General features: G+C 56.4%; 17 protein-coding genes and 1 tRNA gene. 5 read left to right on the plus strand and 13 right to left on the minus strand.

Going from position 1 to position 13,605, the window contains the following annotated elements:
• Positions 1-80: 80 nt before the first annotated feature.
• The 12 genes from AAC636_RS11355 to AAC636_RS11410 all read right to left on the minus strand — a co-directional run bounded on the left by AAC636_RS11355 (position 81) and on the right by AAC636_RS11410 (position 8,515).
• Positions 81-157: transfer RNA gene (locus AAC636_RS11355), tRNA-Arg, on the minus strand.
• Between the two features lie 56 nt (positions 158-213).
• Positions 214-1,434: a cysteine desulfurase gene (locus AAC636_RS11360; RefSeq protein ID WP_340301585.1), complete on the minus strand. Its 1,221-nt coding sequence runs from the start codon at positions 1,432-1,434 to the stop codon at positions 214-216.
• A 9-nt stretch (positions 1,435-1,443) separates the two neighbouring features.
• Entirely contained in the window at positions 1,444-2,040 is a 597-nt protein-coding gene (locus tag AAC636_RS11365) for a Yip1 family protein (protein ID WP_340301586.1), read from the minus strand.
• A gap of 4 nt (positions 2,041-2,044) precedes the next feature.
• Entirely contained in the window at positions 2,045-2,551 is a 507-nt protein-coding gene (locus AAC636_RS11370) for a YIP1 family protein (protein WP_340260476.1), read from the minus strand.
• Between the two features lie 15 nt (positions 2,552-2,566).
• Positions 2,567-3,865 carry a Fe-S cluster assembly protein SufD gene (sufD, locus tag AAC636_RS11375; RefSeq protein WP_340301587.1) on the minus strand — a complete coding sequence of 433 codons (1,299 nt, stop codon included), beginning with the start codon at positions 3,863-3,865 and terminating at the stop codon, positions 2,567-2,569.
• Positions 3,865-4,620 carry a Fe-S cluster assembly ATPase SufC gene (gene sufC, locus AAC636_RS11380; protein ID WP_317654920.1) on the minus strand — a complete coding sequence of 252 codons (756 nt, stop codon included), beginning with the start codon at positions 4,618-4,620 and terminating at the stop codon, positions 3,865-3,867. Before sufC ends, sufD begins: the two co-directional genes overlap by 1 nt.
• 33 nt (positions 4,621-4,653) lie before the next feature.
• Positions 4,654-4,965: a heavy metal-binding domain-containing protein gene (locus AAC636_RS11385; protein WP_340301588.1), complete on the minus strand. Its 312-nt coding sequence runs from the start codon at positions 4,963-4,965 to the stop codon at positions 4,654-4,656.
• A gap of 5 nt (positions 4,966-4,970) precedes the next feature.
• Complete coding sequence (locus tag AAC636_RS11390) at positions 4,971-5,165, minus strand: hypothetical protein (protein WP_340301589.1); 195 nt, start codon at positions 5,163-5,165, stop codon at positions 4,971-4,973.
• A 4-nt stretch (positions 5,166-5,169) separates the two neighbouring features.
• Positions 5,170-5,364 (minus strand): hypothetical protein, encoded by a 195-nt coding sequence (locus tag AAC636_RS11395; RefSeq protein WP_340256135.1) that lies wholly within the window; start codon positions 5,362-5,364, stop codon positions 5,170-5,172.
• Positions 5,364-6,881 (minus strand): Fe-S cluster assembly protein SufB, encoded by a 1,518-nt coding sequence (sufB, locus tag AAC636_RS11400; protein ID WP_317654924.1) that lies wholly within the window; start codon positions 6,879-6,881, stop codon positions 5,364-5,366. Before sufB ends, AAC636_RS11395 begins: the two co-directional genes overlap by 1 nt.
• A 120-nt stretch (positions 6,882-7,001) precedes the next feature.
• Positions 7,002-8,054 carry a cysteine desulfurase family protein gene (locus AAC636_RS11405; RefSeq protein WP_340301590.1) on the minus strand — a complete coding sequence of 351 codons (1,053 nt, stop codon included), beginning with the start codon at positions 8,052-8,054 and terminating at the stop codon, positions 7,002-7,004.
• Positions 8,054-8,515 carry an Rrf2 family transcriptional regulator gene (locus AAC636_RS11410; protein WP_340256538.1) on the minus strand — a complete coding sequence of 154 codons (462 nt, stop codon included), beginning with the start codon at positions 8,513-8,515 and terminating at the stop codon, positions 8,054-8,056. Before AAC636_RS11410 ends, AAC636_RS11405 begins: the two co-directional genes overlap by 1 nt.
• Before the next feature lie 257 nt (positions 8,516-8,772).
• On the opposite strand from AAC636_RS11410, the gene AAC636_RS11415 reads away from it, so the two are divergent.
• Positions 8,773-9,432, plus strand: a complete 660-nt coding sequence (locus AAC636_RS11415) for an alpha/beta hydrolase (protein ID WP_340301591.1) — start codon at positions 8,773-8,775, stop codon at positions 9,430-9,432.
• Between the two features lie 37 nt (positions 9,433-9,469).
• Positions 9,470-9,616: a DUF6976 family protein gene (locus tag AAC636_RS11420; RefSeq protein ID WP_340301592.1), complete on the plus strand. Its 147-nt coding sequence runs from the start codon at positions 9,470-9,472 to the stop codon at positions 9,614-9,616.
• Positions 9,617-9,701: 85 nt separating this feature from the next.
• Here AAC636_RS11420 and AAC636_RS11425 read toward each other — a convergent pair whose 3' ends face one another.
• On the minus strand, positions 9,702-10,817 hold the full coding sequence (locus AAC636_RS11425) for a Ppx/GppA phosphatase family protein (protein ID WP_340301727.1): 1,116 nt from the start codon (positions 10,815-10,817) through the stop codon (positions 9,702-9,704).
• Positions 10,818-11,184: 367 nt separating this feature from the next.
• Between AAC636_RS11425 and AAC636_RS11430 the strand changes: the two genes are divergently transcribed.
• The 3 genes from AAC636_RS11430 to AAC636_RS11440 are packed head-to-tail and all read left to right on the plus strand — an operon-like array spanning position 11,185 to position 13,529.
• Positions 11,185-11,487 (plus strand): virulence factor, encoded by a 303-nt coding sequence (locus AAC636_RS11430; protein ID WP_317654931.1) that lies wholly within the window; start codon positions 11,185-11,187, stop codon positions 11,485-11,487.
• 29 nt (positions 11,488-11,516) lie between these two features.
• The gene (locus AAC636_RS11435; RefSeq protein WP_340301728.1) at positions 11,517-12,446 is read left to right on the plus strand and encodes a methylenetetrahydrofolate reductase; all 930 of its coding nucleotides are present in this window, start codon (positions 11,517-11,519) and stop codon (positions 12,444-12,446) included.
• Between the two features lie 6 nt (positions 12,447-12,452).
• Positions 12,453-13,529: a methyltetrahydrofolate cobalamin methyltransferase gene (locus AAC636_RS11440; RefSeq protein ID WP_340242560.1), complete on the plus strand. Its 1,077-nt coding sequence runs from the start codon at positions 12,453-12,455 to the stop codon at positions 13,527-13,529.
• Positions 13,530-13,605 lie beyond the last annotated feature (76 nt).

Consider the following 13,605-nt stretch of genomic DNA (forward strand, 5'->3'; position numbering starts at 1 on the left):
ACCACGTTGTCTACTCCACATTGCCTGCAACAAATAAATGCTTACAGATCAATGTGTTAAACACATGATATGGACATGGATGGCGCACCCGAGAGGATTCGAACCTCTGGCCTCTGCCTTCGGAGGGCAGCGCTCTATCCAGCTGAGCTACGGGTGCCTGAGCCCGCTTTTAGCGGCGCGGGCGCGGTTTCGCAATGATCAATCCATGCGAGCTTAGGCGAAAAGATCGTGGCACAGCTCCAAGGCTTCGACCAAGGCATCTACTTCGGCACGGGTGTTATACATTGCAAAGGACGCGCGGCAGGTGGCCGTCACCCCCATATGGTCCATCAAAGGCTGGGCACAATGATGGCCTGCGCGCACGGCCACACCTTTTTTATCAAGCACAGTGGAAATATCGTGGGCATGCGCAGCCCCATCTATGGTGAAGGAAAAGATCGCGCCTTTATGCGCAGAATTCCCCTGAACATTCAGCCAATTCAGCCCCGCAAGGCGGGCGCGCGCATATTGGGTCAGATCGGCCTCATGGGCGGCAATCGCCTCCATACCCACGGCGCTCATGTAATCAAGGGCAACGCCAAGACCGATTTGCTGCACGATGCCCGGTGTCCCCGCCTCGAATTTCATTGGGGGGTCATTCCATGTGATCTCATCACGATGCACTTCACGGATCATGTCCCCCCCGCCCAAGAAGGGCTGCATCTCAGCCATGCGCGCCGATTTGATATAGATCGCACCTGATCCTGACGGGCCATAGAGTTTGTGCCCTGTGATTGCATAAAAATCCGCGCCAAGCGCATCAAGGTTCAGTGGCATATGCACAGCCGCCTGCGACCCATCCACCAACACGGGGATATCGCGGGCATGGGCGGCATCAATCACAGTTTTGACGTCAAATACTGTGCCAAGCACATTTGACATATGCGACATCGCAATCAGCCGCGTGCGCGGGGTGATCGCATCAATCATCGCTTGCGGATCCAAATCCCCGCTCACATCTGTCTCGACCCAGACCAATTTCACGCCAAGACGTTCCCGCAGAAAATGCCAAGGCACGATATTGGCGTGATGTTCGGCAATGGTCAGGATGATCTCATCCCTCGCTTGCAGGCGCGGCGCGGCCCAACCATAGGAAACAAGATTGATCCCTTCGGTGGCCCCTGAGGTAAAGACAATCTCGCGCTCGTCCGCCACGCCTAGGAAGCGCGCAATCTTGCCGCGCACCCCCTCATAGGCCTCGGTCGCGACCATAGAGAGATGATGCAGCCCACGATGCACATTGGCATATTCCGCCTCATAGGCATGGGTCATCGCATCAATCACCGCGCGCGGCTTTTGCGCACTCGCCCCATTGTCGAGATAGACCAATGGCTTTCCGTTCACCTCACGGGATAGAATCGGGAAATCAGCGCGGATTTTATCAACATCAAACATGGAAACCCTTTACGGCATCATTGGGACAAAGCCAAAACTTGTCACGACTAGCGAAAGAAGAAAGGCAAAGGCGATGAGAAACATGATAATCGCCCAAAAGGTTTTCCAAACGGACGAAAACCCATGCAAAACAGTGACAAACTGCGCCATTAGCCAAAAGAATAGTGGGATAGAGGCAAGACTGACAATATCGGCAAGAACCGACAAACCGATGGCAATGGCCGCGATTTGAAAGGCCTGCACGACCAGAAACACGGCCTGCAACCAGACCATCAATGCAAGCGTGCCGTCAAAATCGCCCTTGCCCCCAAAGCGCGCGCCAATCACCGCAATGCCAAGGGACACCAAAACAAGGAAAACCGCCTGAACAATGCCCATCACGACAGGCATCGGCACGCCTGCGCCCGCCTCTGGCATCGGTACCATCAACAACACCGCACTTGCCAACAGGGTTGATAGGGTAATGACCAAGGCCAAGCCCAACCACAAAACATTGCGCGGCAGATTAAGGGCCAGAACCGCCTGCGCCGCCTCTTGCGGGGCACGGATCGTGTCGCGCGTGTGACGCCACAGACCCGATAGGGTGAGAATCTCTGACAGGTTCACGCGCCTAAACCCCTTCTGTTACGGCCTCTGGTGCGCGTTCTGCCTCAATTAGGCACGCCAGCCAAATCACCAAAAAGCCAAGCAATGTCACCAAACCCGTGGTATCGGATGCAGGCCCCTGTCCAATGAACCCTGCCACAAGCCCGTTCAACAAAAATAGCGGCGCCGTCACCAAAAGCGACCAAAACAGCGCCAGCCGCGCAGAATAAAACGTGCCGCGCCCGCGAAACAATTTCGCCACCAGATGCGAAATCCCTGCAAAGACATAGAGCATCAAAGGCATCACCATCATCATTGCGAAAAATGTAATGGCAAGGCGCGCCTGCAGTGGCACCGATGGATCCAAAAACGCCTCACGGCTGAGTTTGGGCCATTGCCCCACAAACATCAGGAAACACGCGATCATGACAAAGGCAATCGCCCGATCCTCGCGGCGGCCATGGTTCAGCATAGACCGCAGCACCTGTCGCGGGCGACGCCAAGAGGCGACAATATCGCGGCTGACTGACATTGCAGACCCTACCCTTTAGCCGCGCCGCCGTGCCAACCACAGCTCCAGTTGGGCCAGTATATCTGCGCGCAGCGTCTCATCTTCGATCTCATCAATCGCCTCGGCCAAAAAGGCCAGAACCAAAAGATCGGTGGCTGTTGAGTGATCCACCCCGCGAGAGCGCAGATAGAACAACGCCTCTTCATCAATCGCGCCAGTGGTCGAGCCGTGGCTGCATTTCACATCATCGGCGTAAATCTCAAGCTCGGGCTTGGCCAAGAACGTGCTGTCATCATCCAAAAGCAGGGCTTGGCTGATTTGATAGCCATCGGTCTTTTGCGCACCGGGCGTTACAAGGATTTTCCCCTGAAACACGCCAGAGGCCCCGTTGCGCAACACCTTTTTGAACACCTGACGGCTTTCGCAATCCTCACCCCGATGGGTCACAAAGACCGTGTCGTCATGATGGAACTCGGCCCTCTTGCCATCGCCAAGTGCCGCACCCGCCACATGGGCAACTGCATTATCCCCAACGATATCAATCACATGCTCGTTGCGGGTGAGAACGCCGTTGCAGGTGAGGGTAAAGCTTTTGTAATGCGCCGCCTCGGCCACGCGCACAAAGCTATGGGTCACGGCGCGGCGGGCGTGATCGCGCCCCTGTGCGCGGATGTGATGAAAGCGTGCGGTCGGGGCCAGATCAACCTCAGTACATTTATTGAACCGCGCCGCCGCAGGGCCCTGTTCAAGCAAGGTCATCTCTGCGCCTTCCTCAACGCGGATCACATGGTGCAGCACGGCATCGGAAGTTTCAGACTGATGCAGATAGATGAGGCTGACGGGCTTGGACACCCGCCCCGTGGCACGGATCACAATGCCATCCGTGGCAAAGGCCGTGTTCAGTGCGGCCAAGGGGCGTGCAACGGGGTCTTGGCCATGGGTTTCGAGATGACCATAAAGCTCCATCGCCCAGTGGATGTCGGTTTTCAAAACATCCGTCAGGCGCAAGATTTCCAGCCCCTCTAGGCTGAGATCATCTGATTGAGCCGCATCAAAAACACCATCCACAAAGACAATCTTGAGGCGGTCAATGTCTTCAAAGACGCGGCGATCTTGGCCCGGATCAAACAGCGCCGCTGCCGGCGCATCGGCCACGGTCAACTCGGCGGGGTTTGTGTATTTCCAATATTCATCCCGCGCGGTCGGCAAACCCATGGCGCGCAGCCGTGTGAGGGCTGTGTGGCGCGCCTCATTGGCCCAATTGGCCCCGTGCGGCAACTCAAGCGCCACAATCCGCGCCTCGGTCAAGTCAATGCGTGCCTGCGCCAAAGCCATCACGCAACCTCCGCCAACAGATCCGCGTAGCCGTTTTTCTCAACTTCCAAGGCCAATTCTGGCCCGCCCGTTTTGATGATACGGCCATCCGACATGATATGCACAACGTCAGGTTTGATATGGTCAAGCAGGCGCTGATAATGGGTGATCACAAGGAATCCACGCCCCGCATCCCGCAACGCGTTTACACCATCGGAGACCAGTTTCATTGCATCCACATCAAGGCCACTATCGGTTTCGTCCAAGATGCACATCTTCGGCTCTAGCATCGCCATTTGCAGGATTTCATTGCGCTTCTTCTCACCGCCCGAGAAGCCCACATTGACGGGACGCTTGAGCATTTCTGCGTCAATCTTGAGGGTCTTGGCCTTTTCGCGCACCAGTTTCAGAAACTCTGCCGCGCTCACCTCATCCTCGCCGCGCAGTTTACGCTGCGCATTCAGTGCTGTGCGCAGGAAGGTCATATTGCCAACACCGGGGATCTCAACGGGATATTGGAATGCCAAGAACAGGCCTGCGGCGGCGCGCTCTTCGGGTTCCATCTCAAGGATGTCTTCGCCCAGCAAAGTGGCAGAACCATCCGTGACGCTATACCCATCGCGCCCCGACAGCACATAGGACAAGGTCGATTTGCCCGAGCCATTTGGCCCCATGATCGCATGAACCTTGCCCGCCTCTACGGTCAGATCGACACCTTTGAGGATTTGCTTTCCTTCTTCCTCAAGTTCGACATGTAAGTTCTTGATCTCAAGCATTATCTTCTCCTTCAAGGGCGCAGGCCCTTTCCCTTATTCCACCGTGACAGCCGTGCCTGAGGCACTGACCATCAGCATATTGTTGATAACTTCGTAATCCAGATCGACACCGACCACCGCATTTGCGCCCTGCTCGCGCGCGCGATCTTGCATTTCGGCCAGCGCGGTTTCGCGCGCACGGGCCAATTCGCCCTCATAGGCCCCTGAGCGCCCGCCGATAATATCGGTGATGCTTGCGAAAATATCGCGAAACACATTTGCGCCCAAAATCGCCTCACCCACCACGATACTGCGATAGTCCGTGATTTTTCGACCTTCGATAGATTGTGTTGTTGTAACGATCATCCGACTCACCCCATAACGCCGCGCAGCACGGCCATTGCAACCCAAGCCGCCATGCCCACCAGAACCGAGGTCAAAAAGACTGATCCGCGCACCAATCCACCGCGCTTGCCTTGGCGCGCCCGCACGGGCAGGCCGATCAGCGCCCCAAGAAAGGTGCCAACACCGATCCCCGCGGTTTGATGCAACAGCTCTGGCAACATGGGCTTATTTCCGCATGATCATTTTTGCCGACACATGGCTGATAATGGTGGCCGCCACGGCGGCGAAGGCCGCCAGACCTGGCCCACCTGGATGCCAGATGGAATAGGTCAAGGCCATCATCACAACCACACCAATGGCAACCAACAGCGCATAACGCGGGCGTGGTTCCCCTGCTGAGAGCCAGTATTTCCAGTTCATCAGCCGACACTCCCCTCAAGACTGATTGCAACCAATTGCTGCGCTTCCATGGCAAATTCCATCGGCAGCGCCTGTAACACCTCGCGGCAGAAGCCGTTGACCACCAAGGCCACCGCTTCTTCCTCATCCATCCCGCGGGAGCGGCAATAGAACAGCTGATCATCATCCACTTTCGAAGTGGTGGCCTCATGCTCAACCCGCGAGGAGTTATTCTTGACCTCAATATAAGGCACAGTATGCGCACCGCATTTATCGCCAATCAGCAAACTGTCGCATTGGGTGTAATTGCGGCTGTTTTTCGCCTTTGGATGCATCGAGACCTGACCGCGATAGGTATTTTGCGCGCGCCCTGCGCTGATGCCTTTGGAGACAATCCGCGATTTGGTGTTCTTGCCCAAATGGATCATCTTGGTGCCTGTATCGGCCTGCTGCGCATTATTGGCGATGGCGATGGAGTAGAATTCCCCCTGACTGTCATCACCGCGCAGGATGCAGGACGGGTATTTCCATGTAATGGCCGACCCAGTTTCCACTTGGGTCCACATCACCTTAGAGCGATCCCCACGACAATCGGCGCGTTTGGTCACGAAATTGTAGATCCCACCCTTGCCGTTTTCATCGCCCGGATACCAGTTTTGCACTGTGGAATATTTGATCTCAGCATCATCATGGGCGACCAATTCCACAACTGCGGCGTGCAATTGGTGGGTGTCGCGCATTGGCGCGGTGCAGCCCTCAAGGTAGGACACATAGGCGTCTTTATCCGCAATGATCAACGTGCGCTCAAATTGGCCCGTATTTTCCGCATTAATGCGGAAATAGGTGGACAATTCCATAGGGCAGCGCACGCCTGGCGGCACATAAACGAAGGAGCCATCCGAAAACACAGCAGAGTTCAAAGTGGCAAAGAAATTATCCGAAATAGGCACGACCGAGCCGAGATATTTCTTCACCAGATCTGGGTGCTTTTGAATCGCCTCGGAGATGGAGCAGAAGATGACCCCTGCCTTTTCCAATTCATCCTTGAATGTCGTACCGACCGAGACACTGTCAAACACCGCATCAACCGCCACTTTGCGCGGTGCGGCCTCGGCATCTGCGCCCTCAACCCCTGCGAGCAACATCTGCTCCTTCAGGGGGATACCCAGTTTCTCATAAGTCGCCAAAAGCTTTGGGTCGACCTCGTCCAAACTTTTGGGCTTTTCGGTCATGCTTTTGGGTTTGGCGTAGTAATATTGGTCTTGGTAATCAATCGCCGTGTAATTCAGCATCGCCCAATCAGGTTCAGCCATCTGCTTCCAGCGCTTGAACGCCTGCAGACGCCAATCAAGCATCCATTTGGGCTCGTTATTTTTCTCCGAGATGAGGCGCACAATGTCCTCGTTCAGGCCCTTTGGGGCGAACTCCATCTCAATATCGGTTTCCCAACCGTATTTATACGCGCCACCCATTGCCTTGACGGTTTCAACGGTTTCGCGATCGACACCTTCGCGGATATCGCTGTCGAGTGCGGTCATGGGATCAACTCCTGTTTCTTCCTGATGGGTGCGTATAGACCACCCACCCCCTCGTGCATCTATTCGATCGCAAGGGGTGCGGCGCGGTGGCCCTGCCGCATCTTATAATGATGCGGCCCCCTAGCGGTTTAACCCTGCCCGCGCCTTGCGCCTGTCATAGGCATCGGCCCAAGCCTCCGCGAAGGCCATTACATCGGCCTTCTGCGTTTGTGGCCCAAGAGAGACACGGATCGCGCATCCTGCCATCTCTGGCGTCAGCCCCATCGCCTGCAAAACGGCGCTGGATTTGACCTTGCCACTGGAACACGCAGAGCCTGCGGAAATCGCGAATCCTGCCAGATCCATTGCCATCACTTGGCTTTCCCCTTTCCAACCCTCCGTGACCATCAGGCTGGTATTGGGAAGCCGCGCGACATCTTTCCCGACAAAAATAGTATCTTTGGCGCGATGTTCCAGTGTCTTTTCTAGAATATTTCTAAGTTTTTCCAGCTTTTTCGACAGGCCATTTTCAATATCTTGTATGGCGGCCTGCGCAGCACCACCAAATCCTGCAATGCCAATTAAATTCTCGGTTCCAGATCGGCGCCCCATTTCTTGACCTCCGCCACGAATTTGCGCCGCCACATCAAGGCCACGCCGCAAGATCAGCGCGCCGATTCCCTTTGGCCCACCAATTTTATGCGCTGAGATAAACGCCATATCGACCCCCGACCAATCAAAGGCAAGCGGCAGCTTGCCAAAGCCTTGCGTCCAATCAGATACGGCCAAACCTTCGGGCAGGGATTGGATGATCCCCGTTTCGGAATTCGCAAGTTGCAGGGTCGCGTCTGCGGGATCTGTTACATGTACCTGACCTTGCGCATCGACCTCTAACTCCTCACGGATCCACGCGCGCACAGCGTCATGTTCAATCGCGGCTCCTTTAAGATTGCGCCCAGATAGGGCCAATGAGGCGCCCTCGGTCGCGCCAGACACGAACACGATATCGGCGGCCTCTGCGCCGATGGCACTGGCAATTTGACTGCGCGCACGTTCCATCACAGCCTTGGCCGCACGCCCCTCTTGATGAACGGAGGACGGGTTACCTACCACATCCATTGCAGCGATCATCGCCGCGCGCGCCTCGGGCCGAAGCGGCATTGTGGCGTTGTGATCCAGATAGACGCGCGCCATCAGGCCCCATCCACCACTGTAAAGAGGGTCGGAACCGCAGGGCATGGCGTCAGATCATTGCGGATCACATCCGAAAGCCGTGTTTGATGCAGATAGACATAGACATGGGCGCTGAGGCTTTCCCACAGACGATTGGTCATGCTTTGCGCGCGACTGCCCGACATGCCGCCAGAGGCGCCCGCCCCTTTATGCAGCGCTGACACCGTTTCCTCGACCGCCGAGAAAATATCGACCACGCGAATTTCTGCGGGCGCTTTGGCCAGTTTATACCCCCCGCCGGGCCCGCGCACAGACACCACCAAACCCTCGCGGCGCAATTTTACAAACAGCTGCTCAAGATAGGGCAAAGAAATATCCTGCCGCTTGGCAATATCCGCAAGAGAGGTCAACGCGCCCTCCTCTTGCAAGGCAAGATCGGCCATAGCCACCATCGCGTATCGGCCTTTTGTACTGAGCTTCATCTTGCCCCCCGAATTGTGCCATTTTGGCGGCCCTGTTTCACAGAAACTTTGCCGCGCGCCCTTATTCAGACCAAGCCCGTGATTGACCTTTTGATCCGTCACGCTTAACTGCAATACGTGGTGCAAACCGCAGGCACACACGCGCGCCCCGCGTTTAGGGGCAAAACCGCAGCATCGCGGTGATACAGGTTCTAGGTAGGGCGATTGCGTAGGTCAAGCACGACGCGCATGCGCCAGAAAGCGACAAGGGGAACGACATGCCCGAGGTGATATTCCAAGGCCCAGAAGGGCGGCTTGAAGGCCGTTATCATCCACAAAAGGCAAAGGATGCCCCGATTGCCATCGTCCTGCATCCGCATCCGCAATTTGGCGGCACGATGAACAACCGTGTGGTCTATAATCTGCATTACGCCTTCTACAACATGGGCTTCACCGTTCTGCGCTTTAACTTCCGCGGTGTCGGGCGCAGTCAGGGCGAATATGACCAAGGTCAGGGCGAATTGTCTGATGCGGCATCGGCCTTGGACTATCTGCAAACGATGAACCCCAACTCGAAACATTGTTGGGTTGCGGGGTTTTCTTTTGGTGCATGGATCGGGATGCAACTTCTGATGCGGCGCCCTGAGATCACGGGCTTTATCTCGGTCGCACCGCCCGCGAATATGTATGATTTCAGCTTCCTTGCGCCCTGCCCCGCGTCAGGTTTGATCGTGAACGGCACCGCCGACCGCGTGGCCAAACCCCAAGACACCCGTATTTTGGTCGATAAGCTGCACGAGCAAAAAGGCATCACCATCACCCATGAGGAGATGGAGGGGGCGGGTCACTTCTTTGAAGATGAAGAGGCACAGATGAACCCCATGATCGACATGGTTAAGGCCTATGTGAAGCGGCGCCTGACGGAAAACACGCGGTAATCCACGATGAGCACCCGTCTTGCCGAAGAAATCGCAGATGCCTTGGCCCAAGACGCCCTGCGTGTCGCTCAGCGATAAGGTCACAGGCGCTGATTACAGCTGTAATTGCATCTTGAACTATCTTTACGGCGAGATGGAGGGCAAATCAGTGTCAGGGTTCACAGGCCCAATGACCTTTGGGTAAATCGCCTATATGCTGCTGAACCAAACCCTTGTTCGGCTTGAACTGCAAAAGGCCGCGTAACGGCCATTTTCAAGACGGGCGGTTGTTACAGCAGCCCGTCTTCCATCACCCCATCGCGGCACATCTGCGCATAGAGCAAGCCCTCGCGCAGACCACGATCTGCCACAGATAACCGATCCGTTGGCCATGCGCGCAACAACGCCTGCAAAATCGCAGAGCCCGACATAATCAGACTGTGCCGATCCCGCCCGATCCGCGGGTCATTGCGCCGCCCCTCTGGCCCCAAGACAAGATAGGTTTGGATCACAATGTCAATCTGATCCGATGTCATCCGCAGACCATCGACCTTGTTGCGGTCATAGCGCTTGAGGCCCAAATGACTGGCCGCAACGGTTGTGACAGTGCCAGAAGTGCCGATGATCTGGAACCCTTCGCGCGCTTGATCTGCCGCATCGACATAGGGTGAGAATTTGGCAAGCTGTTCTTCGAAATACCATGACATCAGCGCGAACCGCGCCCCGTCATCTTCGACATCGTGATAAAGGTCTTTCAGCGTTGCCACGCCCAAAGGCACAGAAATCCAATCCACGACTTTCGCGCGGGGAAAAATGGTTTCCTGATGCCCAAACCCTTGATGCAGGCGCATGATCGCGCGGGCGCGTTCCGAGGGCGCAACCCGAGACAGGTCGATCCAAACCAATTCGGTTGATCCCCCCCCGATATCGACCACCAAAAGCTGTTCGGTTTTCGCTGACACCAATGGCGCGCAGGAGATCACCGCCAGTTGCGCCTCTTCTTCGGGCGTGATGATTTCCATCTGCAAGCCCGTTTCGCGCTTCACAAGGTTGCGGAACTCGCCCCCGTTGGTGGCACGGCGGCAGGCCTCGGTGGCTACGATACGCATATGGCGCACTTGGTGTTGGGCCAGTTTGCGCTGACAGATTTTCAACGCCCCAACCGCCCGCGCCATCGAGGCGCGCGACAAGCGCCCCGAGGCCTCTAGCCCCTGCCCCAGTTGCACCGATTTCGAGAAACTATCAACGATATGCAGATGCGTGCCTTTCGGCTGTGCAATCAACATTCGGCAGGAATTCGTGCCCAAATCAAGGGCGGCGTAAAGATCGGCCGGGTCTGCTTTTTCGATCTGTGCGGGGGCGGCAGGTTTGGGTTTGCTATAGAATCTGCGATGCCCCTGCCCCATATTCGGATCAAGGCCGCTTGGATCAGAAATGTGCGCCACAGGCGCAGGGTTCACCCCGCCCTCTTTTGCGTCTTTCGGTCGGTTTGGGTTGCGCCGTTTGCGGGCCATTTCTGCCCCTCCTTCGTGAGCATGGTAGCGCCCCCATGAAAAAGCGACAACTGCTTTCGCGTGGCATTCGGGGGCAGTTGGGCGCTTTGGCACATGATCATCATGAAAATTTTGGGATGTTCGGCCACTCGCAATGTGCGTATGCGCGGGCTATGTGCCTCATACAAAGTCGGTTGCGCCGATTTTAGTGTCGAAATTAGTCCCATTGCGCGGGGGTTGCGCCCATATGGTGCGCCTTACGAGAAAGGAATCGCATCCAATGCCATCTGTGACCATCGTTTACTGGCGCGACATCCCTGCCCAAGTGATTGTGGGCAAAGGCCGCGCTGCAGCCAAATTGCCCCTGCCCGAACGGTTCGAGCAGGCAATCGACCGCTGCGCGATGAAGGTTGGGGCAAAAGATGACGAAGCCTATCTCGCCGAGTGGCGCCGCGTGGTAGAGGCCGAGGTCGAAGGTGACCCATCCGACATCGCGCGCGTCTATGCAGATCGTTTGGATGCCGACTATGACACCGACCGCCTCAAGCGTTTGATCGCGGGCGATGGGGTTGAGGCAGCCTGATGAGCCTTGAGCGCGTGAGGGATCAGATTATGGCCTTGTTAAACTTTAAAAAACCAAGCGCGCCAGTCGCGCCCCATTCCCCTCAGGTTGAGGCCTTTCTTCAAGGCTATTCGATAGAGGTGATGCCGCGCACCGCCGAAAAGGTGGAAGATTTCCGCGCCCTTTTGCCCGAGGGCACCCGCGTCTATATCGCCCATATTGACGGCACCGAGATTGATGACATGGTCGCGACCGCAGCGCGCCTTGCCCGTGACGGGTTCGAGGTGATGCCGCATTTCCCCGCCCGCTCGATCAAAGACAAGGCCACGCTTGGCGATTGGATCGCGCGCTATCAGGGCGAGGCGGGTGTCACCTCTGGCCTCATCTTGGCGGGCGGCATCCCACAGGCCCATGGTGAATTTAAAAGCTCGATGCAGCTGTTGGAAACAGGACTGTTTGATCAGGCAGGGTTCAAACGCTTGCATGTGGCAGGCCACCCCGAAGGCAACCGCGACATCGACCCAGATGGCAGCGATGCCAATGTGATGGAGGCTTTGCGTTGGAAACAGGCCTTTAGCGCGCGCACAGATGCAAAAATGGCCCTTGCCACGCAGTTCTGCTTTGAAGCCAAGCCCGTGATTGCATGGGTGAACGCCTTGCAGGCCGCGGGGATTGATCTGCCCGTCCATATCGGTATCGCAGGCCCCGCCAAGCTGCAAACCTTGATCAAATTCGCCATTGCCTGCGGCGTTGGCCCATCTCTGTCGGTTTTGCAAAAACGCGCCAAGGATGTCTCGAAACTTCTTTTGCCTTTTGAGCCTGACGAGATCATTGCAGAACTCGCCGCGCATAAGGCCGCAAATCCTGATTTCGGAATTGAATCCGTCCATTTCTTCCCGCTTGGCGGGATCAAAACAAATGCCCAATGGGCCATCGACCATGGCGGCGCATCCACGCGTCCGGCCGTTGAAGGAGTATAAGCTAGCATGACCCGCACCATCATTGAATCCCAAACCAAAACCACCGTGATCGGTTTTGACGAACCGTTTTGCGTGATTGGCGAACGGATCAACCCCACGGGGCGCAAAATCTTGAACGAGGAGCTAGAACGCGGTGACTTCTCACGCGTGCAAGCGGATGCCATTGCACAGGTGGCGGCGGGTGCGACCGTGTTGGACATCAACTCTGGCGCGGTGTTCTCGAACAAAATGGCCGAAGACCCCCGCTATGCCGACAATAACTTTGTTGAGCCTGCCTTGATGAAGGCCTTGGTCGAATGCGTGCAGGAAGTGACCGATTGCCCCTTGTGCATCGACAGCTCAGTTCCGGGTGCGTTGGAAAATGGTCTGGCTGCTGCCAAGGGTCGTCCGCTTTTGAACTCTGTCACAGGCGAAGAAGAACGCCTTGAGATGGTTTTGCCCTTGGTCAAGAAATACAATGTGCCCGTTGTTGCGATTTCTAACGATGACACAGGCATTTCCGAAGACCCCGAAGTGCGCTTTGCCGTTGCCAAGAAGATTGTAGAACGCGCGGCTGATTATGGCATTCCCGCCCATGATATCGTGGTTGACCCATTGGTCATGCCCATTGGCGCAATGGCCACAGCGGGCCATCAGGTCTTTACCCTTGTGCGCCGCTTGCGCGAGGAATTGGGCGTGAACACCACCTGCGGCGCATCCAATATCAGCTTTGGCTTGCCCAACCGCCACGGCGTGAATAACGCGTTTTTGCCCATGGCCTATGCAGCGGGCATGACCAGTGCGATCATGAACCCAGTCGCCCTGCCCGTTGGCCCCAAGGCGATTGCCGAAAAGAAAGCCGCGATTGAAGCCGCAGGAATTATCCTGCCCGCAGATCTGGACGATGAAACCTTCGTCAAATTGTTCGGCATGGGCTCGACCAAGCCGCGCGCGGGCAAGGAGATGGAGGCGATCCGCGCCGCCAACCTGCTGCTTAACCAAGATGACGGCGGGGCTGCTTGGATCAATTTCAACAAAGATCCAGATGCCGCCGTGCAAGGGGGCCGCGCCAACCGCCGCGCAGGGGGTCGCCGCCGCGGCTAAGGCACCATTTTTTGAAAATCGCGGGCCAGAGCATATTTAACCTTATGCTCTGGCTTTTACGCCAATAAAAGCAACG

The sequence above is a fragment of the Roseobacter sp. HKCCD5988 genome, from assembly GCF_037830355.1.
In the GTDB taxonomy this organism is placed as follows: Bacteria; Pseudomonadota; Alphaproteobacteria; order Rhodobacterales; family Rhodobacteraceae; genus M30B80.